The 25,487-nt window shown below is 67.0% G+C and carries 21 protein-coding genes and 2 pseudogenes; 1 reads left to right on the top strand and 22 read right to left on the bottom strand.

The window, feature by feature from the left end; translation table 11 throughout:
• Positions 1–37: 37 nt before the first annotated feature.
• The 4 genes from ACQP0C_RS15960 to ACQP0C_RS15945 form a co-directional block, all read right to left on the bottom strand.
• Positions 38–697, bottom strand: coding sequence for a TetR/AcrR family transcriptional regulator C-terminal domain-containing protein (locus ACQP0C_RS15960; protein ID WP_433733666.1), 660 nt, complete (start codon positions 695–697; stop codon positions 38–40).
• 143 nt (positions 698–840) lie between these two features.
• Positions 841–1,890 (bottom strand): esterase/lipase family protein, encoded by a 1,050-nt coding sequence (locus ACQP0C_RS15955; protein ID WP_433733665.1) that lies wholly within the window; start codon positions 1,888–1,890, stop codon positions 841–843.
• A gap of 62 nt (positions 1,891–1,952) precedes the next feature.
• Positions 1,953–2,609 carry a PadR family transcriptional regulator gene (locus tag ACQP0C_RS15950; RefSeq protein WP_433733664.1) on the bottom strand — a complete coding sequence of 219 codons (657 nt, stop codon included), beginning with the start codon at positions 2,607–2,609 and terminating at the stop codon, positions 1,953–1,955.
• A 181-nt stretch (positions 2,610–2,790) separates the two neighbouring features.
• The gene (locus tag ACQP0C_RS15945; protein WP_433733663.1) at positions 2,791–3,381 is read right to left on the bottom strand and encodes a TetR/AcrR family transcriptional regulator; all 591 of its coding nucleotides are present in this window, start codon (positions 3,379–3,381) and stop codon (positions 2,791–2,793) included.
• A gap of 74 nt (positions 3,382–3,455) precedes the next feature.
• Between ACQP0C_RS15945 and ACQP0C_RS15940 the strand changes: the two genes are divergently transcribed.
• Positions 3,456–4,301 (top strand): SDR family oxidoreductase, encoded by an 846-nt coding sequence (locus ACQP0C_RS15940; protein WP_433733662.1) that lies wholly within the window; start codon positions 3,456–3,458, stop codon positions 4,299–4,301.
• Positions 4,302–4,385: 84 nt separating this feature from the next.
• Here ACQP0C_RS15940 and ACQP0C_RS15935 read toward each other — a convergent pair.
• The 18 genes and pseudogenes from ACQP0C_RS15935 to ACQP0C_RS15850 all read right to left on the bottom strand — a co-directional run.
• A pseudogene (locus ACQP0C_RS15935) lies at positions 4,386–4,544 on the bottom strand (CysS/YqeB C-terminal domain-containing protein); the annotation flags it as partial.
• Positions 4,545–5,052: 508 nt separating this feature from the next.
• Complete coding sequence (locus ACQP0C_RS15930) at positions 5,053–6,561, bottom strand: transposase (protein ID WP_433733661.1); 1,509 nt, start codon at positions 6,559–6,561, stop codon at positions 5,053–5,055.
• Positions 6,562–6,698: 137 nt separating this feature from the next.
• Positions 6,699–7,109 (bottom strand): SSI family serine proteinase inhibitor, encoded by a 411-nt coding sequence (locus ACQP0C_RS15925; protein WP_433733660.1) that lies wholly within the window; start codon positions 7,107–7,109, stop codon positions 6,699–6,701.
• Between the two features lie 92 nt (positions 7,110–7,201).
• Positions 7,202–9,064, bottom strand: coding sequence for a primosomal protein N' (locus tag ACQP0C_RS15920; protein ID WP_433734567.1), 1,863 nt, complete (start codon positions 9,062–9,064; stop codon positions 7,202–7,204).
• A gap of 1,386 nt (positions 9,065–10,450) precedes the next feature.
• Positions 10,451–10,825 (bottom strand): annotated as a pseudogene (locus ACQP0C_RS15915) (primosome assembly protein PriA); the annotation flags it as partial.
• 162 nt (positions 10,826–10,987) lie between these two features.
• Positions 10,988–12,202 (bottom strand): methionine adenosyltransferase, encoded by a 1,215-nt coding sequence (gene metK / locus ACQP0C_RS15910; protein WP_433733659.1) that lies wholly within the window; start codon positions 12,200–12,202, stop codon positions 10,988–10,990.
• Between the two features lie 286 nt (positions 12,203–12,488).
• Positions 12,489–13,712, bottom strand: a complete 1,224-nt coding sequence (coaBC, locus tag ACQP0C_RS15905; RefSeq protein ID WP_433733658.1) for a bifunctional phosphopantothenoylcysteine decarboxylase/phosphopantothenate--cysteine ligase CoaBC — start codon at positions 13,710–13,712, stop codon at positions 12,489–12,491.
• A gap of 51 nt (positions 13,713–13,763) precedes the next feature.
• Positions 13,764–14,045: a DNA-directed RNA polymerase subunit omega gene (rpoZ, locus tag ACQP0C_RS15900; protein ID WP_040692158.1), complete on the bottom strand. Its 282-nt coding sequence runs from the start codon at positions 14,043–14,045 to the stop codon at positions 13,764–13,766.
• Positions 14,046–14,104: 59 nt separating this feature from the next.
• Positions 14,105–14,689 carry a guanylate kinase gene (gene gmk, locus ACQP0C_RS15895; protein ID WP_433733657.1) on the bottom strand — a complete coding sequence of 195 codons (585 nt, stop codon included), beginning with the start codon at positions 14,687–14,689 and terminating at the stop codon, positions 14,105–14,107.
• An 8-nt stretch (positions 14,690–14,697) separates the two neighbouring features.
• Positions 14,698–15,015 carry an integration host factor, actinobacterial type gene (gene mihF / locus ACQP0C_RS15890; RefSeq protein WP_062993489.1) on the bottom strand — a complete coding sequence of 106 codons (318 nt, stop codon included), beginning with the start codon at positions 15,013–15,015 and terminating at the stop codon, positions 14,698–14,700.
• 624 nt (positions 15,016–15,639) lie between these two features.
• Positions 15,640–16,464, bottom strand: coding sequence for an orotidine-5'-phosphate decarboxylase (gene pyrF / locus ACQP0C_RS15885; RefSeq protein WP_433733656.1), 825 nt, complete (start codon positions 16,462–16,464; stop codon positions 15,640–15,642).
• Between the two features lie 28 nt (positions 16,465–16,492).
• Positions 16,493–19,801 (bottom strand): carbamoyl-phosphate synthase large subunit, encoded by a 3,309-nt coding sequence (carB, locus tag ACQP0C_RS15880; protein ID WP_433733655.1) that lies wholly within the window; start codon positions 19,799–19,801, stop codon positions 16,493–16,495.
• On the bottom strand, positions 19,801–20,943 hold the full coding sequence (gene carA / locus ACQP0C_RS15875; protein ID WP_433734566.1) for a glutamine-hydrolyzing carbamoyl-phosphate synthase small subunit: 1,143 nt from the start codon (positions 20,941–20,943) through the stop codon (positions 19,801–19,803). Before carA ends, carB begins: the two co-directional genes overlap by 1 nt.
• A 23-nt stretch (positions 20,944–20,966) precedes the next feature.
• The gene (locus tag ACQP0C_RS15870; protein WP_354950864.1) at positions 20,967–21,461 is read right to left on the bottom strand and encodes a transporter; all 495 of its coding nucleotides are present in this window, start codon (positions 21,459–21,461) and stop codon (positions 20,967–20,969) included.
• On the bottom strand, positions 21,461–22,759 hold the full coding sequence (locus tag ACQP0C_RS15865; RefSeq protein ID WP_433733654.1) for a dihydroorotase: 1,299 nt from the start codon (positions 22,757–22,759) through the stop codon (positions 21,461–21,463). The genes ACQP0C_RS15870 and ACQP0C_RS15865 overlap by 1 nt, the downstream gene beginning before the upstream one ends.
• Positions 22,756–23,712, bottom strand: a complete 957-nt coding sequence (locus ACQP0C_RS15860) for an aspartate carbamoyltransferase catalytic subunit (protein ID WP_433733653.1) — start codon at positions 23,710–23,712, stop codon at positions 22,756–22,758. The genes ACQP0C_RS15865 and ACQP0C_RS15860 overlap by 4 nt, the downstream gene beginning before the upstream one ends.
• A gap of 73 nt (positions 23,713–23,785) precedes the next feature.
• On the bottom strand, positions 23,786–24,421 hold the full coding sequence (gene pyrR / locus ACQP0C_RS15855; RefSeq protein ID WP_433733652.1) for a bifunctional pyr operon transcriptional regulator/uracil phosphoribosyltransferase PyrR: 636 nt from the start codon (positions 24,419–24,421) through the stop codon (positions 23,786–23,788).
• Positions 24,422–24,615: 194 nt separating this feature from the next.
• Entirely contained in the window at positions 24,616–25,473 is an 858-nt protein-coding gene (locus ACQP0C_RS15850; RefSeq protein WP_433733651.1) for an SAM-dependent methyltransferase, read from the bottom strand.
• Between the last annotated feature and the right edge of the window lie 14 nt (positions 25,474–25,487).

Genomic DNA, 25,487 nt, shown 5'->3' with positions numbered 1-25,487 from the left:
GGCGAGTTACCTCCGCTGCGACCGAAGTCGCTACGGATCAGGCAGTCTCACGCAGACGGTCGAGACCGTCGAGGATCAGATCGAGCGCGAACTCGAATTCGAACTGGTCATCACACCAACCCAAGGTCGAGTCCGGATCGTCGTGTGCGACCTCCCGCAGCATCCCGACCAGATTCGGGAGCGCCTCGGACATTGCGTCGAGCGCGGCCATGGCTTCGGCATCGACCGGTCCGTCGCCGGGATCGAACAATTCCTGGGTGAAACCCAGTGCCCGACTGCCCAACACATGCAATGCGTGATGGGTCTGATCGTAGGAGAAGCCGCCTTCGCGCATCAGCCCCAGCAGGCCGTCGTAGTAGCGCAGGACCGCCTGGCTCGTATTGGTCCGCGTCTGGATTACACCGGGCGCCCACTTGTGGCGGAGCAGCACCTCGCGGGCCGCCAGAATCCGTCGCCGCACGGCCTGCTGCCACGCGGCCCCCGCAGCGGACACATCGATGCGGCCCACAACCTCGTTGATCTCCCCCACGATGACATCGACGACGCCATCCAGCACATCTTCCTTATTGGCGACGTGGTGATAGAGCGACATCGCCTCGACGCCGAGCAATTCCGCCAACCGGCGCATCGTCAGCGATTCGATACCACCCTCGTCGGCCAGACCGATCGCCGTGGAAAGTACTCGTATCCGACTCAAGGGGATTCGAGGCTCGACTTCGGCGGCCACTTGCGCAAACCCCTTCCTCCGGACTCCTGCGCATACAGCGTAAGTCCAGCCTGCCACGGGCAGCGGAACCGGGCGGAGTGTCCATGCCTGCGCCCGGTCGCGACCCTCGGCGATCAGGAATGTCCGGCGATGATGACCTCGGGAATGCCGGTGCCGAGCGGCACCGCGCGGCATGTCGGCGCGGGCGCGTGCACGGGATCCAGCGTCTGCAGCAGCAGTTCCTGGACGAACGGGTCGTAGACCATGTGGAAGTGACCGGTCTGGTCGACCGCGCACATATCCTGCAGTGCGATGTTCTCGACGCTCGGACCGTGCAGCGCGATATTGCTGAACGGCTGGATCATCTCGTCGACCCGACTGCCGATGGTCACGTAATGCGGGCCGGGCACGGTGTCACCGTCCGCATTGAGGTCGACCATTACCGGCGACCCCTGCGCCTGCTGTACCGCCGCGAGCGAGGTGACCATCGAGAAGGCCTGCAGCGCACCCGGAATCGCCTCCACCACCGGCACCAGCCCGTACATCACGCCGCCGTAGCTCGGGGACGCCAGACCGATCCACTGACCGGTCTTCGGCGCTCCACCGAGCTTGTTCACGTAGTAGCGAGTCACATTGGCGCCCTGGGAAAACCCGACGATATCGACCTGCTTGGCACCGGTGGCGGCCAGTACCTGGTCGACGAACGCACCGACCTGGTAGGCGCTCACCACGATGTCCTCGGTGCCGTAGCTGTCCTTACCGGGCGCACCACCGTAGTTGAGGGCGAAGACGCAGAAACCGAGCGCCGAAATCTGCGGCCCGATGGCCGACCAGTCGGAGTAGGCCGTGGAATCGGTGCCGTGCGCCAGGATGACCGGGCGAGGATGTTCCGCGGTCGGCTTACAGTCGAAGTTGTTGACACCGAACGGGACCGCGTTCTTGTGCGTCTTCTGATAGGTCGCGGCAGCCAGATGGTCCGGCTGGGCTGGACCGGGTCGGGTGGGGATATCCGGCGGACGGTAACCCACGATCTGCGCAGTCACCGGCGCGGCATCGACCGGTTCGGCGCCGGCGATCGGCGCCGTGCCGGAGCCGAAAACCACAGCTCCGGCGACGATACCGGCGCAGACCACACGCCGGAACTGTGAACTACCCCAACCCCACGAACCAATCGGCTGTTCCATATCACAATGATGTACCCGATCGACTCGAAAAGTGCACGCCCGGGCGATGTTTCACACTGCCCTCACTTTTCGGGGGCGTCATCCTCGGCGAGAATGCGGTATAGCGATTTGCGCGCCTCGGTCAGCACCTCCGCAGCCCGGGTCGCCTGCTGCGGCGTACCCGCCGCCGCGACCTGAGCGGCCGCACCCATCAACTGTCCGATGAGCGCCCGCAGATCCATCGCCTGAGTGCCGACGTCTTCCTTGACATCCGCCCAGGGATCGCCGAGGTCGTCGCGATTCTCGGCGACATAGGTCTCGCCCGCGTCGGTGAGCTTCGCGGTCTTGCGACCGGCGACCTTCTCGATGAGCACCAAACCCTCATCCTCGAGCTGTGCGAGCGCGGGGTAGATGGATCCCGGACTCGGGCGCCAGACATCGTCGCTGCGCTCCCTGATCTGCTGGATCAGTTCGTAGCCGTGCATCGGGCGTTCGGTGAGCAGCAACAGCACCGCCGCACGCACGTCACCGCGCCTGCCCCGGCCGCCGCGACCGCGTCCACGTCCGAAACCCGGACCGAAGCCGGGGCCGAAACCAGGGCCGAAGCCCGGCCCGAACTCGGGTCCGAAACCGTGCCGCCCGCCGCGGCGATGCTGCCGACGACCTGCGTCACCCTCGTCGCGGCCCGGCTTCCGCCAGCGGCCACGACCTCTGAATTCTCCGTATTCGATGTTTTCCATGTCAGCCTCCTTGGGCTCTTGTATATATCTCACGTTATCGACGATATATCGGCAATGCCTCACATGCAAGAGTGATGGACGACACGAACCGACCAGTCGCCACAATGCGCACGGGCCGCACATCGGTCGATGTGCGGCCCGTGCAGCGATCTCGGCCAGTTCGGCGACGTGATGGAAACCGTTATGGCGCAAGCGAATCGATCCAGCGCTCCAACCGGCGGCCTTCGGTCACCATGAGCCCGGGATCACGGAAGGTATTGGCGAGCAATGAGATCCCCTGATACGCCGCGAACAGCGCAATGGCGAGTTCTCCCGAATCCGTGCGCCCCATAGCCGTGAACTGCTGCTCGATCCAGTCGAGCAAGGTGCGAATATTCGCCGCCGACGCCCGATCCAGCCCGTCGCCACGTTTGCCCAGCTCCGAGGCCAAGGTGCCGGTGGGGCAGCCGAATTGCACGGCCATGTCGCGCTGATCGACCCAACCGCGCACCAGCGCCCGCAACCGCTCCCGCGGTGCGTCGAAACGTTCGAGGGCGGCGATCAACTCCTGCAAGGTCTGCTCGTGCGCGCCGAGTGCGGCCTCGACCAGCTGATCCTTCGTCTTGAAGTAGTAGTACACATTGCCGACCGGCACCTCGGCGACCCGCGCGATATCGGCGATCGTCGTCTTCTCGACGCCCTGCTCATGGAACACCTGAGCGGCCGCGGCGGCGAGCCGTTCCCGCTTGCCCGCCTTGGCCGTCATACGCCGACCTTCGACCGAGTTAGTCATACAACTAACTATAGACAAACCGACGACGCATCGGCTACGTTCATTTAAGTCAGCCAACTAACTCAGGAGTGAACGTGATCGTAGTGACCGGAGCGACCGGCAATATCGGACGCACCCTCGTGCAGCAGCTCGTCGCCGCGGGCGAGCAGGTGACGGCCGTATCCCGCGGCAATCAGGACATCGCTCTGCCGGACGGCGTCCAGCATCGGCAAGCCGACCTCGCCGATCCCGAAAGCCTCTCCCCCGCGGTCGAAAACGCCGACGCCCTCTTCCTGCTCCTGACCGGACCACAGCTGGTGACCGGACCCGATCCGGCGCGATTCGTCGAGGTCGCCGCGGCAGGCGGAGTCAAGAAGCTGGTATTGCTCTCGTCCCAGGCGACCGGTACCCGGCCCGGACTCGCCTCACACGCGCGACTGCATGCGTTCGAGTCGGCCCTGCGGCAATCCGACCTGAACTGGACGATTCTGCGGCCCACCGGATTCTTCTCCAATACCTATGCGTGGATCGAGTCGATCCGGACCGAAGGGGTGATCGCCGCACCGTTCGCGGATGTGGCGTTGCCCGCGATCGACCCCGCCGATATCGCCGAGGTCGCGGCGCATGTGCTTCGCACAGAGGGACATTCGGGCACCACCTACGAGCTGACCGGGCCCGCCGCGATCAGTCCACGTGAGCAAGCGGACATCGTCGCGGCGGCCCTGGATACTTCGCTGCGGTTCGTCGAGTTGACTCGAGAGCAGGCGAGGGTGGGAATGCTGCGGTTCATGCCCGCCGACGTTGCCGATGGCACGCTGGACATCATCGGCGCGCCGACACCGGGCGAGCAGGAAGTCGGTTCGGATGTGGAGCGGGTCATCGGGCGACCGGCGACCTCGTATGCCGAATGGGTCCAGCGCAACCGCGCGCTCTTCGCCTGATCGGCGTCGGCGGCGCTCGACACGGCCCGACGGGGCGATCGGGGGACCACACCACGTGGCGCTGTCCCCCGATCGCCGGTCGGGTCAGTTCGAAAGGTTGACGATCCGAATCTGCTGCTCACCCTTACGATCTCGGACGTCGACACCGAGCGCCAGCAGCTTTTCGTCCAACTCCTCCACCACGAGCGGCTTCCTATCGGCCACCGCGCGCCGTCTGGCCCGCATCAGCGCATCGATAGCCTCGCCGGTTTCGGGTCACCCGTCGGTCCAACGCAGAAATTCCGAGCCGTAGGGATCGTTTTCGTCGCCCCACGGAAAGCCGTGCTGCCGAAATGCACAGCCGGTCGGCAGAGGCCATGCGACGGCTCCCGCAAACTGTTCAGCTGCGGCGCACAAGCCCCACCCTATGCGCGACATGCGCGAGCACCAACACTGGCGCGCCAGACCGACACGCCTGCCGTCTCTAGACCGTCAGCGGCGACACCACACCGGCTCCCGCACACAGTTCAACTACGGCGCACAAGCCCCACCCCATGCGCGACATGCGCTGGATATGCGCGAGCACAACACTGGTGCGCGGCGAACGGACACGCCTGTCATCTCGAGACCGATCAGCGGCGGCACCACTGGGCTCCCGCACACGGTTCAACTGCGACGCACAGGCTGCAGAGGCTGTTGCCGAATTGTGGGTGCCGGTCGAGTTGGTTGGTGATCGTGATCGTGGTTGCGGGCCATCGGCCCGGGACCACGATCAGGTGGCGGGTGCGGTGGCTTGGTGGGTTTGGTAGCGCAGGATGTTGGTGGCGATGGCGGCGAGTTTGAGTTCAGCAGCGCACGCGGCCAAGCCGCGGCGGGTGAATCGCCGGAGTCCTCGCCGGTCTTTGAGGTGTGCGTTGACCGGTTCGACGATTGCGCCGCGGCGGCTGTATATCCCTTGTCCAGCAGAGGTTTTCAGTCGTTCGGCCATGGCGGTGAGGATGGGGCCGGTGTAGATGCGTCCCTGGTCGGGATGGTTGCCGCGTTGGTGACGGTCGCCGGCCACGGCGATGAGACGGTCTGGTCCGGGTGTGCGGTGTGGGTCGATGTTGTCGATCGAGCAGTAGCCGGAGTCGGCGGTAATAACTCCGATCGTGCGGGGTTGCCCCGCCGCGGCAAGAGCGGCCAGCTCGGTACGGGTGTGTGCGAGCATCGGGGCGAACTGGTGGGCGTCGGCGGGTTCGTCGGTGAGGGCGCAGGCGATGATCACATGATCTTGCGACACCACGAGTTGGGCGTTGTATCCCTGGATGAATCCGGTGCGGGTCTTCATGATCCGGGATTCGACATCGGTGAGATTGCGTTTCTTGACCGGTTGTTTGGCTAGTTTGGCCGCCATCGCAGCCTCGGCCGCGTCCACCCGAGCAGCCAGCGCCTTGATGCGGGTGGTCTGCTGCGGCGGCTTGCGTAACCGGCCATTGACCTTGCCGCCGGCCGACAGGATCTGCTGCTGAGCCAGCCACGCCTGCTGCCCGGTGGCAAGTGTCCGCTCATAGGTTGCGCGCACGGTGTCCAGGCGCCGCTGCGAGAACCGCGTCGCCTGCGAGGGCTTCTCGACGCGTTCGGCCTCGATCGAGGCCAACGCCGCCCGGATCGTGTCCCGCCGCCGCGCCCCACGCATCCCCTCCGGTGGCTGGTCACCGCCACCGTCGGTGCGGCCTTCGGCCTCATCGAGAGCCCTGGCCTCGGCGACGATCCCCGTGGCGGTCCGCGCGGCCATCTCACGCAGGGTGTCCTCGGTCCGGTTGGCGAACATACTCGCGTTCGCCGCGATCTTGGTGCCATCGACCGCGACGACCCCCACCTGCACCATCCCCGCTCGCGCGCACAACAACAACACCTGCGAGAACAGGCCGGTGAACGCGGCCTCGTGCTCAGCGCGGAACCGCGCGATCACCGTGTGATCAGGGATATCACCCGCGCACACGATCCGGAACGCGACATCGGTCCGACAAGCGCGTTCGATCGCCCGCGACGAACGCACCCCCACACAGTAGGCATACAACAACAACCCCAACAGCATGTCCGGGTCGTAACCACGCTGCCCAGCAACAGATTTCACCGTCACCCGCCGCGACCGGCGACGATGCAACACCGAGGTATCCAACTCGGCGACGATATCGAGCAACTGCCACACCAAATGATCGCCATCCAGCCACTCCCGCATATCCGGCGGCAACAAAAACTGCTGATCCCGCACCACCGGCCGATACGACCTCGCCACCGACCCATCCTCCTCGAGACCGCCCCAATTCGGCAACAGCCTCTGCACCCTATGCGCGGCAATCATTGGATATGCGCGAGTACGGCGGGTAGCTGGGGAATGGTGTGTGGGAATGTGGCGTGTCGCGGGATGCTGGTTCAGCTGGTGAAGAAGTCGAAGAGGGGGGTGGTGGCGGCATGTAGTTCGCAGGTGTTGCCGAAGGTCTTCTGCCACTGGAAGTTTCGGCCGTGCCAGGTACCGGCGGCCGTCGCGGTGACCGGGGCGTAGATCTTCGGGCAGAGGACGCCGGGAGAGCCCGCGATCTTGTCGATGACGCCACCGGCGAGGGTCAGTGCTGCGCACGCCTCGCTGGCCGCGGGGTGGTTGCCGCCCGCCGGATCGCACGTCAGCGTGACCTGCTCCGCTCCAGAACTCTGCGCATCACCATTGCTGACGCTCAGCGATAGCTCGGACTGCTCGGGATCCGCGCCTGCCGGTGCCGCCGACAATACGGTGGCGGCGACCGCGAGGCAGAGGATGGCGATGGTACGAAGCGAGTTGGTCATCATCGGCCCACTCAACCACAGCCCACACGGCACCACGGTCGGTCGGCACAAGTCGGCACGTCGGCGATGATTCGCGCGGCGAAGTGGGCCGAGTGTCAGCCGATGTCGACCGGGTCGATTTGGACGCGGAGGGGGGCGTCGGAGCGGTGGGTGCTGCGGATGGCTTGGGCCGCGGTGAGGGCGCGGGCCAGGGCGGCCCCGGAGGTGCGGTCGACGCGCAGGAGCATGCGCTCGACTTCGGCAGGAGAATCGCCGCTGTCGAAGGGTTTGCGGGCGCCGGGTGGGAGTGGCACCGGGCCGAGGCGGTCGACATTGTCCGGAAGCTTTGCGGCGGAGAGCAATTCGGCGATGGAGTCAGAAGTGCCGTCGATGGCGGCCATGCGGACGGCGGGCGGGAAGCCGACCTCGGCGCGGCTCGCCACCTCGGCGCGGGCATGGCCGACCGGATCCCAGCGCAGCAACGCCTGCACGGTCGGCAGCGAGGGTTCGGCCATCACAATGACCTGGCCGTGGTTGCGGACCAGCGTCGCCGCGGACATCCACCGGCGCAGCGTGTCCTCGGCGGCGCGCAGGTCCGCGCGGCTGAGCAGGGCCCAGCCGTCGAGGAGCAGCGCGACACCGTAGCCGCCGGGCAGTACCGGTTCGGCGCCGACGGTCGCGACGATCACCTGCGGGCCCGGTTCCACCGTATCGAGGATCGCGCCGCCGCTGGATGCGCGAATCGGCACGCCGGGAAAGGCGCGACCGAGTTCCTCAGCGGTACGTGCCGCGCCGATCACCACCGCGCGCAGCGCCCTGGAAGCGCAGGCGGGACAACGGAACGCAGCCTCGGTGATTCCGCACCACCGGCATGCCGGACTGTGCGCGGTCTCGCCGCGATGCCCGGCTCGCCCATCCGGCAGGGAAAGTGGGCCGTTACAGTGCCGACATCGTGCGGGCGTACGGCATTTCGCGCAGGCGAGCGCCGGAATGTACCCGCGCCGCGGCACCTGCACCAGCACCGCCGCCCCCTCCTTCAGAGCCGATCGTGCGGCGGCATACCCCACCGCGGGAATGCGAACGGCCCGCGCGACGGGATCGCGCTCCATCGCGATATCGGAGTCACCCGGTCCACTGATCCGCGGCGAAAACTTGCGCACCACGGCACGATCGGCGGTCAGATCGTGTGCCCACCCCGAATCGACCACGGCCTGGATCTCCGCCGTTCGCGCAAATCCCCCCGCGACGAATGCCGCCCCGGTCTCATGCGCCCGCAACATCGCGACCTCCCGCGCATGCGGATACGGCGCGCGCGGCTCGGCATAGGTGTCGTCGCCGTCATCCCAGATCGCGATCAACCCCAGATCATGAGCGGGCGCGAATACCGCACTCCGCGTCCCGACGATCACCCGCGCGGTCCCCCGCAATGCCGCCAGCCACCGCCGATACCGCGCCGCCGGACCCAACCCGGCCGCCAATCCCACCGCCGAATCCCCCACCAGCCGAACACATTCCGCCAACACCCGATCCAGATCCCGCTGGTCCGGCACCATCAGAATCGCACTGCGCCCCCGCCCCGCGACCACCGCCGCCAACTCGGCCAACCGGCGCGCCCAATCCTCCCCCGGCACCGCCTGCCACCCCGCCCGCACCCCCTTCCCCTGCCCGAGCGCACCGACAAACGCCCTCCCGTGGACATACCGCTCCCACGCATCCAGATTCACCGCAACAGCTCCGGACAGTCCCCCCAATTCGCCGCGATCACCAGCACCCGGTTCCACACGGCCCCCCACACTGGTGCCGGCAGCTGCGTTGGACGAATGATGCCCACTGGGCGCTTTCCCGCCACCCGCCCCCGGCGCATACGCCGAATCGGTCACCGCCACTACCGCATTCACCGGCGTGGCGGACTCGCTCACCTCCGCCGACGCGCCCACAGCCTCAGCCGCCAGCGGCGCATCGAACGATTCCGCGACCATAGCTGCGACATCTACCCCTGCGGTGCAGTGAGCCGCTTCCGTCCCCGCTGCCCTGGACGCTGGGCCGCCCGCCACCAAGACATCCGGCGAATCAGCAAGCGCCGCTTTCACCGACGCAGGGGACTCACTCACATCCGCCGGAGCACCTTCTCCGTCAACCACCGGCCGCCCTTCGACTGAATCAGCGACCGCCGCTGCCGCATCTACCCCCACAACTGTGGCGGCAGAGTCGGCCTCCACCGCCCCGGATGCTGGACCGCTCGCCGGTGCATCCAGCGAACCAGCCGACGCCGCTCCCGCATTCACCGATGCAGCGGACTCGCTCACATTCGCTGATGCGCCTCCTGCATCAGCCGCCGGCCGCGCATCGAATGAATCAGCAACCACCGCTGCAGCATCTACCCCCACGCCGGAGTCGGTCCCCTGCGCCCCCAGTGCCGGGCCGCTCGCCTGTGCATTCGGCGAACCAGCCAGCGCCGCTCCCGCATTCACCGATGCGGCGGACTCGCTCACATTCGCTGATGCGCCTCCCGCCACAGGGGCCCCAAGTGCATCGAATGAATCAGCAACCGCCGCTACAGCATCTACCCCCGCAACTTTGGCGGCAGAGTCGGTCCCCGCCGCCCCGAGCGTCGGCGCATCCAGCGAATCAGCTAGCGCTGCAGCCACATTCACCCGCGTAACAGGCTTGCCGACATCCGCCGACGAGCCCAGTGTGTCACCCGTTGGCGGCGCATCGAATGAATCAGCAACCGCCGCTGCAGCATCTACCCCCGCAACTTTGGCGGCAGAGTCGGTCCCCGCCGCGCCGAGCGTCGGCGCATCCAGCGAATCAGCTAGCGCTGCAGCCACATTCACCTGCGTAACAGGCTTGCTGACATCCGCCGACGAGCCCAGTGTGTCACCCGTTGGCGGCGCATCGATTGAATCAGCGACCGCCGCTGCGGCATCTCCCCTCGCGCTTGAGTCGGTCCCTGGCGTCCCCGATGCTGAGCCGCTCGCTGGGGTATCCGGCGAACCTTCCAGCGCCGCTACCGCATTCGCCGCCGTAGCGGATTCCATCGCATCCGCTGATGCACCTTCGCCGTCAGCCGCCAGCGTCGCATCGAGTGAATCAGTGACCGCGGCTGGTGCGTCTATTCCAACGGCGGCGGGTGCCCCTGCTGCCTCTGGTGACCCTGAACTGGAGGACGCCCGTTGTGGAGCGGCATCCAACGAAGCGGCGCGTCGGGCAGCGGCGGGTGGCGCATCGGGGACGGATGCCGTCGGTTCTGCGGGATCGTCGGCGAGTTCGCTGTCGAACGGCGCGCGCAAGGTGGCGGATTTGGGGGCTCGGCGCGGAGGCTTGGTCGAATCTTGCTGCGGCTCTTTGGATTCCGACTTCTTCGGGCCGCCGTTCTCGGTGCGTGCATGGCGGGGTGGGATGGCGAGGCGCAGGACGTCCGCGCGGGTGCCCGCGTAGCGGGCGGCTACGGAGGTGGCCAGCCGAAGGATTTCCGGGGTCAGGACGCGTTCGGCGGACACCACACGTTCGAGTTTGACCATTTTGCCGGTGTGGTCGCTGTGCGACAGACGGGCCAGGATGTAGCCGTCGACGAGGCGGCCAGCGAAGCGGACGCGGACTCGAACGCCAGGCTGGGCCAGTTCATCCAGCTCCGGGGGCACCAGGTAGTCGAAGTCGCGGTCCAGGTGCGCAGGCGACAACAGCGGGAGCACCCGTGCGATCGGATGTCCCGCTGCTGTCGAATCGTGCGTCGCCATGACTGCGGCACCGGCGTCGGCGGAAGCCATGGCGGAAGGGTCCGCTGTGGGTTCGCGCACGCGGACCCCGATGTGCCTAAAGGCCGACGGCCGCGCGCAGCTTGTCTGCGCGCATCAGACGGAGCCTCCCAGGGCAGGTCGGCGCATCCATGTCGGCCACTCCTACAGTCCTACGGCCGCGCGCAGCTTGTCTGCGCGGTCGGTGTGCTCCCAGGGCAGGTCGATGTCGGTGCGGCCGAAGTGGCCGTACGCGGCGGTCGGCGCATAGATCGGCCGCAGCAGGTCCAGATCGCGGATGATCGCACCGGGCCGCAGGTCGAAGACCTCGGTGATGGCCGTGGTAATGCGCGCCGGGTCGACCTTCTCGGTGCCGAAGGTCTCGACGAACAGACCGACCGGTGCGGCCTTACCGATGGCATAGGCAACCTGCACCTCGACCCGGTCGGAGAGTCCGGCTGCGACGACATTCTTGGCAACCCAGCGCATGGCGTAGGCGGCCGAGCGGTCCACCTTCGACGGATCCTTACCGGAGAACGCGCCGCCACCGTGGCGGGCCATGCCACCGTAGGTGTCGACGATGATCTTGCGGCCGGTCAGACCGGCATCACCCATCGGACCACCGAGTACGAACTTGCCGGTGGGGTTCACCAGCAGGCGAATATTGGAGACATCCAGCGGCGCGGGCAGGTCGAGATCGGCGAGCACCGCGTCGACGACCTTCTCGCGGATATCGGGTGCCAGCAGGTTGTCCAGGTCGATATCAGCGGCATGCTGAGTGGAGATCACGACCGTATCGAGGCGGACCGGGCGGTCGCCGTCGTATTCGATGGTGACCTGGGTCTTGCCGTCGGGACGCAGGTACGGCAGCACACCGGACTTGCGAACCTCGGTCAGCCGACGCGAGAGCCGGTGCGCGAGCGCGATCGGCAGCGGCATCAGCTCGGGGGTGTCGGTGTTGGCGTAGCCGAACATCAGGCCCTGGTCACCAGCGCCCTGCCGCTCGATCTCGTCATGGGTTCCTGCGGTACGCGCCTCGTGCGAAGTGTCGACGCCCTGCGCGATATCCGGCGACTGCGCGCCGATCGCGATATTCACACCGCAGGAATTACCGTCGAATCCTTTTGCGGATGAGTCATATCCGATTTCCAGGACCTTTTCGCGGACAATTTTGGGAATATCCGCATAGGCCGAAGTGGTGACCTCACCCGCGACGTGAACCTGACCGGTGGTGACGAGTGTTTCCACGGCGACCCGGCTGCGCGGGTCTTCCGCGAGCAGTGCGTCGAGGATGGAATCGCTGATGGCGTCACAGATCTTGTCCGGATGACCTTCGGTCACGGACTCACTGGTGAAAAGGCGGCTGCCGGACGTGGGCACAGTTCTTCCCTCTCCCTCAACGGGTTGTTCATATCGAATTGCGACGGCAACGCGATGCGTTAACCTCACAACCCTTCATCTCAGACTATTCCAAACCACCGACACGATGGAGCAGACGACAGGCAACTGTCTCAGACTATTGATTCCGTCAACGTGTCGGGCCGGGGCTCCAGCCTCCAACACCTCGACCAGTCCGGGTTGCGGTCGACCACCAGCCTAACCATGCATCGGCGGCGCTTCCACCGAAGGTACTCCGTCCGCGTCGCTCCAAGCGCCGCAACGGATCTCAGCGCAGCAGCGGACCGAGCGCGTCCAGCACCCGACTCGCGAGCAACGCCTTCGACCCGTGATCGAGCGCCTGTTCGGTGCCGTCGGCACCGAGTAGCCAGCCGTCGTTGGTATCGACCTCGAACGCCTTGCCCTCGCCGACCGCGTTGACGACCAGCAGGTCACAGCCCTTGCGCACCAGTTTGGCCCGCGCGTGCGTGAGCACATCGCCGTGCTCGTCACCGGTCTCGGCGGCGAAGCCGACAATCGCAGTACCGGGCAGTTGACCGTCGCGTCGCGACTGGACCAGCCCGGCGAGAATATCGTCGGTCTTGGTCAGCGGGATCACGTCGGGCTCGTGTGCGCCCTTTTTGATCTTGGCCGCGGCCACCGTTGTCGGCCGGAAGTCGGCGACGGCAGCAGCCATGATCACCGCGTCGGCACCGAGCGCATGCTTCTCGACGGCGGTTTTGAGCTGTTCGGCGGTGGTGATGTGCACCAGGTCGACGGCGGCGGGTGCGGCCATCTCGATCGTATTGCCCGCGATCAACGTCACGTGGGCACCGCGCTGCGCGGCGACCCGCGCCAACGCGTAGCCCTGCTTGCCGGAGCTGCGATTGCCCAGGAAACGCACCGGATCCAGCGGTTCTCTGGTTCCGCCCGCGGTGATGACCACGCGGCGGCCCACCAGATCACGCGGGATGGCGTCGGCGCGTTCCAGCAGCAGCGTCGCGAGCCCGAAGATCTCCTCGGGCTCGGGCAACCGGCCGGGACCCGTATCGGTGCCGGTCAACCGGCCCGATGCGGGTTCCATGACGATCGCACCGTGCGAACGCAGCGCCGCGACATTGGCGACGGTGGCCGGATGCTCCCACATCTCGGTATGCATCGCGGGCGCGAACAACACCGGACATCGGGCCGTCAAAAGCGTGGCGGTGAGTAGATCGTCGGCGCGGCCGTGCGCGGCGCGCGCCATCAGATCAGCGGTCGCCGGGGCGATGACCACCAGGTCCGCCTCCTGGCCCAACCGCACATGCGGCACCTCGGGTACATCGGTGAATACATCGGTGTGCACCGGGTTCCCGGACAGTGCTTCGAAAGTTGCCTTGCCGACGAACTGCAGCGCCGACTCGGTGGGGATCACCCGCACCTGGTGCCCGGTTTCGGTGAACCGGCGCACGATCGAGCAAGCCTTGTAAGCGGCGATTCCGCCGCCGACACCGACGACGATCCGTGTGGTCACTACCCCTCCGGTGGGCTGATCCCCGCCTGAGCGGGGAGTTCGACGAGCCTGCTATTCGCCTTCGGAGTGCTCGAGCAGGTCGGAGTGGATTTCCCGCATCGCGACCGAGAGCGGCTTTTCCTGCAGACCCGGCTCGACCAGCGGACCGACGTATTCGAGAATGCCGTCGCCGAGCTGGTTGTAGTAGTCATTGATCTGGCGGGCCCGCTTGGCCGCGTAGATCACCAGCGCGTACTTGGACGAGGTGCGCTCCAGCAGCTCGTCGATCGGGGGGTTGGTGAGGCCGACCGGAGTGTCGTATGCGGGCGCGGGCTTGATGTCCGTACTGCTCACTTGTGTGGGCTCCTGCGGGGATCGGTTCTTCGGGCTGGGTTATTTCGAGCGTGTGCCTGTCACGAACTCGAATTTGTGCTAACGAACAACGATACCAACTGCTCACAGGCGCTGGTCACCTCGTCGTTCACTATGACGATGTCGAACTCGTCACAGGCCGCCAATTCGGTCCTGGCGGTTTCCAACCTGCGTGCGATCACCTCGGGCGATTCGGTACCGCGCGAGGTCAGCCGGGATACCAATTCGTCCCAACTGGGCGGGGCGAGGAAGACCAGCAGCGCCTCCGGGATGGCCTTGCGCACCGATCGCGCGCCCTCGAGGTCCACCTCGACGAGCACCGGCAGACCGGCGGCCATTGCGGTACGCACCGGTTCGGCCGGGGTGCCGGAGCGCTGAAGTCCCCCATGAATATCGGCCCACTCGAGCAGCTCACCCGCCGTGATCATGGCGTCGAACTCCTGCCGGGACACGAACCGGTAGTCGCGGCCGTCGACCTCCCCGGGCCGCGGGGCCCGGGTTGTCGCCGACACGCTGAAGACCAGTTGGGGAAGTCGCTCGCGGACGCAACGGACCACGGTCGACTTACCCACGGCCGAGGGGCCGACCAGTACAACCAGTCGACCCTTCCGCGTGTTTTCGACCACCTTGGTGGTCAGGCGAAGTCGAATCGGGCGAGCAGCGCCTTGCGCTGCCGATCACCCAGTCCGCGCAGCCGCCGGGTGGGGGCGATCTCCAGCTCGCTCATGATCTCCGCCGCCTTGACCTTGCCCACCTTGGGCAGGGCCTCCAGCAGAGCCGACACCTTCATCTTGCCGAGGATCTCGTCGGTTTCGGCGTCGGTGAGGACCTGCTTCAGGTCGGTGCCGCCACGCTTCAGGCGCTCCTTGAGCTCCGCCCGAGCACGGCGAGCGGCAGCCGCCTTCTCCAAAGCAGCGGCGCGCTGCTCGTCAGTCAGCTGGGGAAGGGCCACGGTTCCTCCGTCTCATCGTTCATTGCATCAACTCCTGCCGGTAACCCAGCAGTCCCAGCGACCGTACCCACGACGTTCCCCGATTGCGAACCCACCCCCCAGGTCAGCGCATGATTCGCCGATATCGTAGGGGTGGGCCCGGCGGGATGCGCGCTGCGCGTCGATCGCTGCGGTGATCCTACCGCCGAAATCTCGAAATACCCCTCGACCAGGGGTTTTTCATGCACTCGGCGGGTTAGCTGAGCGGTTGCGCTGACAACCTGCATCACGCCAGCAACCGGTCGCTCGTCCGACCTGGAAGTTTCTCGGATTTTTCCGCGTGTCGCGTTGTTCTTGCGCGTGTCGGACGCGCGAATCGACAGATTTCGAGTCTTCCGGCCCTACCGCCGATCGCCCGAATGGTGGCACGGTGAGCGTGCGCGGCACTCTGTGCCGTGCCAGCGCGGCCCGTGATCGATCAGGACGCCGGGTCGGCCACCGGTGTGCCGGATGGCGGGAAAAACGGCGCAGCGGGGCGCACAGCTGTTCGATATGACACGTCATCGCCGCTCAACCGACCCTCCCGCCCCGGAAACGCAGAATGGACCGACGCCGAAGCGCCGGTCCACCGTCATCATCGCCGCGTTATCGCCGCAGGAAGGCGAACTCCTCTTGCAATGTGCTCACCCTGGCACGCAGTGCCGATACGGATGGGCCGTGGCGCAGCACCTCGCGCGAGACATTCGGCACAACCGCGTGCAACTGCTGATCCGAGACCAGCTCACGCACGGTTTCCGGGCCGCCGCCCTGCGCGCCGATGCCCGGCATCAGGATCGGACCGTTGAGCGCCGCGAGATCCGGCGCCTCGGTGAGTGTGGCCCCGAGCACAATGCCGACCGAACCGAACTCCTGACCCGCATTGCACTGCGCCACCGCGTCGACCATCGTCTGCGCCACCGTGCGACCGTCGGCCGCCAGCGCCCGTTGCACCTGCGCGCCCTCGGGGTTCGAGGTGGCGGCGAGTACGAAGACACCGCGGCCGTTCGCCTGCGCCTGCGTCAAAGCCGGTGCGAGGGAATCGAATCCGAGATACGGCGAGACCGTCACCGCATCCGATCCGAGCGGGCCGTCGGCGAGCCAGGTGCGTGCGTAAGCGGCCATGGTGGAGCCGATATCGCCGCGTTTGGCGTCGGCCAGCACCAGGGTGCCCGAGGCGCGCAGCACCTCGATGGTGCGCTCCAGCACCGCGATGCCACCGGAACCGTAGGCCTCGAAAAAGGCGACCTGCGGTTTGATCAGCGCGACCTCACCGTCGAAGGCCTCGACGCAGATCTCGGCGAATTTCTCGACACCGTCGACATCGTCGGTAAGGCCCCAGGATTCGAGCAGGCCGGGATGCGGGTCGATGCCGACACACAGTGGCCCGAAATGCCGCATGGCGTGCTGCAATCGGGCACCGAATGTCTTCATCGCCGCACCTCCGTCGTCCATCACCGCCTCAGCCACGCAGCACCGAATGCAGTTCCTGCAGCGAACGCACCCCGATGCCGCCGTTGATGCTCGCCTCGATGCCCTGCACCGCGGCCGCCGCACCCTGCACCGTGGTGATGCACGGGATGTTCACGCCCACCGCCGCGGTACGGATCTCGTAGCCGTCCACGCGCGGCCCGGAGTTGCCGTAGGGGGTGTTGAACACCATGTCGACCTCACCGTCGCGGATCTGCTCGACAATGGTCGGCTGGTCGGCCGGACCGTCCTCGGAATGCTTGCGCACCTGTTCGCAGGGAATTCCGTTGCGGCGCAGCATTTCCGCGGTGCCCTCGGTGGCCAGGATCCGGAAGCCGAGGTCGTTGAGGCGCTTGACCGGGAACACCATCGCGCGTTTGTCCCGGTTGGCGATCGAGACGAAGACGGTGCCCTCGGTCGGCAGCGAACCGTAGGCCGCGGCCTGGCTCTTGGCGAAGGCGGTGCCGAAATCGGCGTCGATGCCCATGACCTCACCGGTGGACTTCATTTCAGGCGAGAGCAGCGAATCCACGCCGCTGCCATCTGCCTTGCGGAACCGATGGAACGGCAGGACCGCTTCCTTCACCGCGACCGGGGCGTCGAGCGGCACGTGGCCGCCGTCGCCCTCGGCGGGCAGCATGCCCTCCTTGCGGAGTTCGGCGATGGTGGCGCCCATGGTGATCCGCGCGGCCGCCTTGGCCAGCGGCACCGCAGTGGCCTTGGATACGAAAGGAACCGTCCGGCTCGCCCGCGGATTCGCCTCGAGCACGTAGAGCACGTCGTCCTTGAGCGCGTACTGCACATTGAGCAGGCCCTTGACCCCGATGCCCTTGGCGAGTGCGATGGTGGAACGGCGCACCGCCTCGATATCGCTGCGGCCCAAGGTGATCGGCGGCAGCGCGCAGGCGGAGTCGCCGGAGTGGATGCCTGCCTCTTCGATGTGCTCCATCACACCGCCGAGGTAGACCTCGTCACCGTCGCAGAGCGCGTCGACATCGATCTCGATGGCATCTTCGAGGAAGCGGTCGACCAGCACCGGATGTTCGGGGCTGAGTTCGGTGGCCCTGGAGATGTAGCCCTCCAGCGAGGCCTCGTCGTAGACGATCTCCATGCCACGCCCGCCGAGCACGTAGGACGGGCGCACCAGCACCGGGTAGCCGATGCCCGCGGCGATCTTCTTGGCCTGCGCGAAGGTGGTCGCGGTGCCGTATTTCGGCGCGGGCAGACCCGCCGCGACCAGCACATCACCGAATTCGCCTCGGTCCTCGGCCAGGTCGATGGCGGCGGCACTGGTGCCGACCACCGGCACACCGGCGTCGGTGAGGCGCTGCGCCAGCCCGAGCGGGGTCTGCCCGCCGAGCTGCACGATCACGCCGGCGACGGTGCCCGACTCGGTTTCGGCGTGGTAGACCTCGAGCACATCCTCGAAGGTCAGCGGCTCGAAGTAGAGCCGATCCGCGGTGTCGTAGTCGGTGGAGACGGTCTCCGGATTGCAGTTGACCATCACCGTCTCGTACCCGGCCTGCGACAACGTCTGCGCCGCGTGGACACACGAGTAGTCGAACTCGATGCCCTGACCGATCCGGTTCGGGCCCGAACCGAGGATGATCACCTTCTCGCGCTCGCGCTGCGGCGCGACCTCGGACTCGGCGGCGGGGTCGAGTTCATAGGTCGAGTAGTGGTAGGGCGTCTTGGCCTCGAATTCGGCGGCACAGGTGTCGACGGTCTTGAAGACCGGACGGATATCGAGCCGGTGCCGCAGTGCGCGCACGCCGGTCTCACCCGCCAATTCCGGTCGCAGCGCGGCGATCTGGCGATCGGAGAGGCCGTAGTGCTTGGCGCGGCGCAGCAGCGCTTCGTCGAGCACGGGTGCGTCGATGACCTCCCGGCGCAGTTCGACGAGCCCGGCCACTTCGGCGACGAACCAGGGGTCGATGCCGGAGGCCTTGGCGACGTCCTCGATGCTGGCACCCAGCCGCAGCGCCCGCTCGACCTGGTAGATGCGGCCCTCGGTCGGGGTGCGCAGATCTTCCAGGACGGCTTCGGTATCGGTCCACTTGCCGTCGGCCTGGGTCCAGAAGCCCCCGGCCTTGGTCTCCAGCGAGCGCAGCACCTTACCGAGGGCCTCGGCGAAGTTGCGGCCCAGCGACATGGCCTCGCCGACCGACTTCATGGTGGTGGTCAGCGTGGCGTCGGCACCAGGAAACTTCTCGAACGCGAACCGCGGCGCCTTGACGACCACATAGTCCAGGGTCGGCTCGAAACAGGCCGGGGTTTCCTTGGTGATGTCGTTGACGATCTCGTCCAGGGTGTAGCCGATGGCCAGCTTGGCCGCGATCTTGGCGATCGGGAAACCCGTTGCCTTGGAAGCCAATGCGGACGAGCGCGAGACGCGCGGGTTCATCTCGATGACGATCAGGCGCCCGTCGGCCGGGTTCACCGCGAACTGGATATTGCAGCCGCCCGTGTCGACGCCGACCTCGCGCAGAATGTCGATGCCGAGGTCGCGCAGCCGCTGGTATTCGCGGTCGGTGAGGGTCATGGCCGGGGCGACGGTGACCGAGTCGCCGGTGTGCACGCCCATCGGGTCCACGTTCTCGATCGAGCAGACCACCACGACATTGTCGCGGCCGTCGCGCATCAGCTCGAGTTCGTATTCCTTCCAGCCCAGGATGGATTCCTCGATGAGCACATTCGCGGTGGGCGAGGCAGCAAGACCGCCGCCCGCGATGCGATCGAGGTCCTCATGGTTATAGGCCATGCCCGAGCCGAGGCCGCCCATCGTGAACGACGGCCGCACGACCACCGGAAAGCCCAGTTCCGCAACGGTGTCGCGGACCTCTTCCATGGTGTGGCAGACCCGGGAGCGCGCGCTCTCGCCGCCCACCTTGGCGACGATGTCCTTGAACTTCTGCCGGTCCTCACCGCGCTGGATGGCCTCGAAGTCGGCGCCGATCAGCTCGACGTTGTACTTCTGCAGCACACCGCGTTCGTGCAGGGCGACGGCTGTGTTCAGCGCCGTCTGCCCGCCCAGGGTGGCGAGAATGGCGTCGGGGCGCTCCTTTTCGATGACCTTCTCGACGAACTCCGGGGTAATCGGCTCCACATAGGTGGAATCGGCGAATTCCGGGTCGGTCATGATGGTCGCCGGGTTGGAGTTCACCAGCGATACCCGCAGGCCCTCGGCCCGCAGCACCCGACACGCCTGGGTGCCGGAGTAGTCGAATTCGCAGGCCTGGCCGATGACGATCGGGCCAGAGCCGATCACCAGGATGTGCTTCAGATCCTCGCGGCGAGGCATCAGGCTCCTTCCATGAGACCGGCGAAACGGTCGAAGAGATAGGCGGCGTCATGGGGTCCGGCGGCAGCCTCCGGGTGGTACTGCACCGAGAACGCGCGGCCGTTCACCAGGCGGACGCCCTCGACGGTGCCGTCATTGGCGCAGATGTGGCTGACCTCGGCCTTGCCGAACGGAGTGTCGAACTGCTCGCCCTGCTCACCTTCCAGCGCGAAGCCGTGGTTCTGCGCGGTGATCGAGATCCGCCCGGTCTCGTGCTCGACGACCGGGATATTGATGCCGCGGTGGCCGAACTTCATCTTGTAGGTCTTGCGGCCGAGGGCGAGGCCGAGGATCTGGTTGCCGAAGCAGATGCCGAACAGCGGCAGGCCCTGCTCCAGCACCCCCTGGGTGATCGCGACCGCACCGTCCTGGGTGGCCGGGTCACCGGGACCGTTGGACAGGAAGACGCCGTCCGGCTTCAGTTCCCGGATCTGGTCCACGGTGACGGTCGAGGGCACCACGTGCACCCGCATACCGCGCTGGGCGAACATGCGCGGTGTGTTGGTCTTGATGCCGAGATCGACCGCGACCACGGTGAAGCGCCGGTCGCCGCTCGGTTCGATCGTGTACAGGGCGTCGGTGCTGACCTCTTCGGCCAGGTCGGCGCCGAGCATCGAGGGCTGGCCGTTGACGCGGGCCAGCAATTCATCGGCGTCGGCCAACGCCGCGCCGGAGAAGATGCCCGCCTTCATCGAACCGCGGGTGCGCAGGTGGCGCACCAACGCGCGGGTGTCGATGCCCGCGATGCCGACGACGTGCTGGCGGTCCAGCTGGTCCTGCAGGGTGCCGGTGGAGCGCCAGTTCGACGCGACCCGCGAGGCGTCGCGGACCGCGTAGCCGGCGACCCAGATCTTGCCGGATTCGTCGTCCTCGTCGTTCCAGCCGGTATTGCCGATCTGCGGGGCCGCGGCCACCACGATCTGGCGGTGGTAGCTGGGGTCGGTGAGGGTCTCCTGGTACCCGGTCATCGCGGTGCAGAACACCGCCTCACCGAGTGTTTCGCCAACCGCGCCGAAGGCCGTGCCGCGGAAAACCCGGCCGTCCTCGAGCACCAGAGCCGCTGCTCCTTGCCGCCCTCCCGCCGCCCGGCCACCGCCCCCCATCGAATCGCTGCGCGATCCTGCATTCATTCGTCGTCTCCCGTCATCGCCCTGGCCCACGCCGGGTACACCGTCTTGTCGTCACCTCGGAAACCGGTATCTATCTCGGTTCCGGTCGGCAGCTTCCAGCGAATTACCAGCACTCCATCTTCCGTCATCACCTTGCCCGCATGTCCGCGTTCGGTCCGCACGGCCGTAATGGATTCCTGCGGAATCCAGAGCACCGTCGCACCGTCGCGCTCGAGCAGAATCCCCCGTTCGAACCGCGTGAGTTCCGCCGTGGCCCGGAAACCCAAGTCGCCCACCGTGATCCGGTCCTGCCAGCTGGGCGCGATGGTGCTGCCGAGATACAGCCCGGTGGTCGGCTCCAGCACCTGGGCGCCGAGATCACCCGGCACATGCGGTAGTTCGCCGATGCGTGCCACTTGGCGTGCGGCCCGGTTCTGCCAGCCTCGATACATCAGCCAGATGCACAGGGCGAACAGTACGAGCAGCCCGACCACCCAGAGCGTTCTTTCCACTACGAACCTCCCACCGCCTTGCCCTCACGGGCGGTTACCCGGCCTCGCAGCAACGTCGTTGTCACCCGAGCCGGGAACGTCATATCTTCGAACGGCGTGTTGTTCGAAATGCTGGCGAGCTCGGCGGCCCGCACGGTCCAGGTCGCATCCGGATCGACCAGCGTGAGGTTGGCCGGTTCGCCGACCTCGATCGGGCGGCCGTGCCCGTCGAGTCCGACGATCTCGGCCGGACGCTCGCTCATCACCCTGGCGACGCCGCGCCAGTCCAGCAGACCGGGTTCGACCATGGTCTGCACGATGATCGACAGCGCGGTCTCCAGGCCGAGCATGCCGGGGCGGGCGACGGCGAATTCGCAGCACTTGTCCTGTTCGGCATGCGGGGCATGGTCGGTGGCGACGCAGTCGACGATGCCCTCGGCCAGCGCCTGCCGCAGCGCGACGGTATCGGAGACCTCGCGCAGCGGCGGGTTCACCTTATTGACCGCGTCGTAGGTCTCCAGGCGCGAATCGTCGAGCAGCAGATGGTGCGGGGTGACCTCGGCGGTAATCGAAATACCCTGCGCCTTGGCCCATTTCACCAGTTCGACGGTGCCGGCGGTGGAGGCGTGACAGATGTGCACGCGGGCACCGGCGTCGCGGGCCAGCAAGGCGTCGCGCGCGACGATCGACTCCTCCGCGGCGCGCGGCCAACCGGCCAGGCCGAGACGGGCCGCGGTCGGACCCTCGTGTGCGACAGCGCCCTTGGTCAGGCGCGGCTCCTCGGCATGCTGGGCGATCAATACGCCGAGGGAGTTCGAGTACTCCAGGGCGCGGCGCATGATGAGCGGGTCGTAGACGCAGTGGCCGTCATCGGAGAACATGCGCACCGCGCCGACTCCGGCGGCCATGGTGCCCATTTCGGCGAGTTGCTTACCCTCGAGGCCGACGGTGACCGCACCCACCGGATAGACATCGACCAGGCCGATCTCCTGGCCGCGCCGCCACACGTGATCGGTGACGACCACCGAATCGGCGATCGGATTGGTATTGGCCATGGCGAAGACCGCGGTGTACCCGCCGAGTGCCGCTGCGGCGGAACCGGTTTCGATGGTCTCGGTGTCCTCGCGGCCCGGCTCGCGCAAATGGGTGTGCAGATCGACGAACCCGGGCAGCAGGATCTGGCCCCGCGCGTCGATGACCTCGGTGTCCTCGCTGGCATCGAGATCGGTGCCGATGGCGGCGATCACGCCGTCGCGCACGAGTACGTCGACCGGCTCGCCCTCGCCGTAGGGCCGAACCCCCTCGAGCAGCAGACTCATGCGGCAGCCTCCTGGGTACCGACCAGCAGTCGGAACAGTACGGCCATCCGCATATGCACTCCGTTCGTCACCTGTTGCAGGATCGCCGCCTGCGATGAATCCGCCACGGGCGAGGCGATTTCCATGCCACGCAGCATCGGGCCGGGGTGCAGCACCACCGCGTCCGCGTCCAGCATCGCGAGCCTGCGCTCGGACAGCCCGTAGTTGACCGAGTATTCGCGGGCCGACGGGAAGAATCCGCCGTTCATCCGCTCCTGCTGCACCCGCAGCATGAGCACCGCGTCCGCACCGGGCAATTCGGCGTCCAGGCTGTGCGAGATACGCGCCGGCCACGTTTCCGCGCCGACCGGCAGCAGCGTGCGCGGCGCGACCAGTACCACCTCGGCGCCGAGGGTGTTCAGCAGGAAGACATTCGAGCGCGCGACCCGGCTGTGCAGAATATCGCCGACGATGACGACGCGCTTGCCCTCGATATCGCCGAGACGCTGCCGCAGAGTCAACGCGTCGAGCAGTGCCTGGGTCGGGTGCTGATGGGTGCCGTCACCCGCATTGATGATCGCCGGACCGGAGCGGCCCTCGGCCGACGCCCAGGCATCCATCCACCGCGCGATCTGGTGTGCGGCACCGGAAGCCGGATGCCGAACGATCAGCGCATCGGCACCGGCGGCGTGCAGGGTGAGCGCGGTATCGCGCAGCGATTCGCCCTTGGACACCGATGAGCTGCTGGCGCTGACATTGATCACGTCGGCGCTCATCCACTTGCCCGCGACCTCGAAGGACACCCGGGTACGCGTCGAGTTCTCGTAGAAGACCGTCATCACCGTGCGTCCGCGCAGGGTCGGCAGCTTCTTCACCTCGCGACCGAGCAGTGCCTGCTCGAAGCGTTCGGCCTCGTCGAGCAGTTCCGTGGCGGTGGCGCGGCTCAGGTCGGTCACCGTCAGCAGATGCTTCACGCCGCCACCTCCCGCACCACGCGACCACCGCGAATGCGCTGGTCGAGGCCGGGGTCGGATCCGGCGAGCCGGTTCACTGCGCTTCCTCCTGATGCAAGTAGACGCCGTCGCGGCCGTCGTGTTCGGTGAGCAGTACGGAGATGTCCTCGCTGCGCGAGGTCGGCACGTTCTTGCCGACGAAATCCGCGCGGATGGGCAGTTCGCGATGGCCGCGGTCGATGAGCACCGCGAGTTGGACGGCGCGGGGGCGGCCGAGATCGCGCAGGCCGTCGAGGGCGGAGCGGACGGTGCGGCCGGAGAAGAGCACGTCATCGACCAGCACGACCAGTGCGTCTTCGATACCGCCATCGGGCACCGAGGTCCGCTCCAGCGGGCGGTGCGGGCGGCTGCGCAGATCATCTCGATAGAGGGTGATGTCGAGCGAGCCGAGTGCCGGGCGCACACCGGAGAATTCCTCGATCTTGTCGGTGAGCCGCGCGGCGAGCGTGGTGCCGCGGGTGGGAATGCCGATCAGCACCACGCGCGGTGCGTTCGGCTCGCCCGAATCCAGGGCGGTCTTCTCGATGATCTGATGCGCGATGCGCGCGATGGTCCGGCCGACGTCGGAAGGAGACAACAGCTCACGTCCCGCGCTCACCCACTCCGGGGTGTGTCGCTGCGACGTTTCGGCAGCGCCGGACTTGACGGCCCGTTCCTCGGGCACGGCCATGCCGACCTCCTTCCCCGCCTCACCGGACGGTCCGTTAAAGGATGTCTTACGGCATGCAGCCTAGCAGCGCCGATTGCACGGCTTTAACCAGGCATATCCCGCTGTGAGCGGGGCCACCCGAGCCCGGCGCGCCGGGTCGCCGGCACGTTTCGGATGCTTCGGGCATTCCGGGCAGCGCGGCGCAATCGACGCCCTCAGGGCTCACGTACCGCGACAACGACTCCGATCTCCGGATCGTGCAACGCCACCGGCCGGCCGAAGGCTGCGACCATATCGTCCCAGCTGTGGAATTCGGTGCGCCAGCCGTGTTCGTCCAGCCAGGTTCTGGCATCGGCCCCGAGGCCGGTGCGCCGGTCCACCCCCTCATCGCCACGGACCAGCCGTTTGAGTTCGGCATAGGGTCGGGCATTTTCGTCGACGGCGAAGCGGCTGACGCCGAAACGGCTTCCCGGAGCGGATAATTCGGTCAGTGTGGTGACCACGTGCAGCGCGTATTCGTGGGTCAGATAGCCCAGGACGCCCTCATCCACCCAGTGCGTCGGCAGTTCCGGCCGAAACCCGTACTCACCGAGCAACTTTGCCCAGTCCTCGCGCAAATCGGTAGCCAGCACGACGCGTTCACAGCGCGGTACCGCCTGCGCCGCGGCGAGGACGGGCTCCTTGAATGCGAAAAGCTCCGGCAGATCGATCTCGAACACTCGCACGTCGGCGGGCAGCGGCATCCGAAATGCTCTGGTGTCCAGGCCCGCGCCGATCAGCACGATCTGGCGTATCCCCTGTTCGATCGCCTCGGCGACCCGGTCATCGACGAGCCGGACACCGACCGTGCGGCCCTCGAAGAACATCTCCGCGACCTGTTCCAGCCGCGCCCAGCGCTCGGCGCCCCGGTCGACGTGGTCGTAGGCGCGGCGCGCGGCATCGACGAACAACCGCGCGAAGGGATCGTCGTACAGCCGGTCCGGCCGCGCGGATTCCGCGGCTCGGATCACCGCGACTCCGATCGCGGTCAACGCCACACCCGCCCTCGGCACCGCCGGATGCGTTTCGGTCATTGCTGCCTCCCATT

It is taken from the genome of Nocardia sp. CA-129566 (assembly GCF_050956075.1).
Taxonomy (GTDB): Bacteria; Actinomycetota; Actinomycetes; order Mycobacteriales; family Mycobacteriaceae; genus Nocardia.
This window is presented reverse-complemented; position numbering and strand designations above follow the sequence as displayed.

Excerpts from the sequence above, each read along its gene's own strand:
- carB (WP_433733655.1), bottom strand. The coding sequence starts at position 19,801 with ATGCCTCGCCGCGAGGATCTGAAGCACATCCTGGTGATCGGCTCTGGC.
- pyrF (WP_433733656.1), bottom strand. The coding sequence starts at position 16,464 with ATGAAGACATTCGGTGCCCGATTGCAGCACGCCATGCGGCATTTCGGG.
- carA (WP_433734566.1), bottom strand. The coding sequence starts at position 20,943 with ATGGGGGGCGGTGGCCGGGCGGCGGGAGGGCGGCAAGGAGCAGCGGCT.
- ACQP0C_RS15865 (WP_433733654.1), bottom strand. The coding sequence starts at position 22,759 with ATGAGTCTGCTGCTCGAGGGGGTTCGGCCCTACGGCGAGGGCGAGCCG.
- ACQP0C_RS15950 (WP_433733664.1), bottom strand. The coding sequence starts at position 2,609 with ATGGAAAACATCGAATACGGAGAATTCAGAGGTCGTGGCCGCTGGCGG.
- ACQP0C_RS15850 (WP_433733651.1), bottom strand. The coding sequence starts at position 25,473 with ATGACCGAAACGCATCCGGCGGTGCCGAGGGCGGGTGTGGCGTTGACC.
- ACQP0C_RS15945 (WP_433733663.1), bottom strand. The coding sequence starts at position 3,381 with ATGACTAACTCGGTCGAAGGTCGGCGTATGACGGCCAAGGCGGGCAAG.
- ACQP0C_RS15925 (WP_433733660.1), bottom strand. The coding sequence starts at position 7,109 with ATGATGACCAACTCGCTTCGTACCATCGCCATCCTCTGCCTCGCGGTC.
- ACQP0C_RS15955 (WP_433733665.1), bottom strand. The coding sequence starts at position 1,890 with ATGGAACAGCCGATTGGTTCGTGGGGTTGGGGTAGTTCACAGTTCCGG.
- pyrR (WP_433733652.1), bottom strand. The coding sequence starts at position 24,421 with ATGGCCGTGCCCGAGGAACGGGCCGTCAAGTCCGGCGCTGCCGAAACG.
- ACQP0C_RS15920 (WP_433734567.1), bottom strand. The coding sequence starts at position 9,064 with ATGGTCGCGGAATCGTTCGATGCGCCGCTGGCGGCTGAGGCTGTGGGC.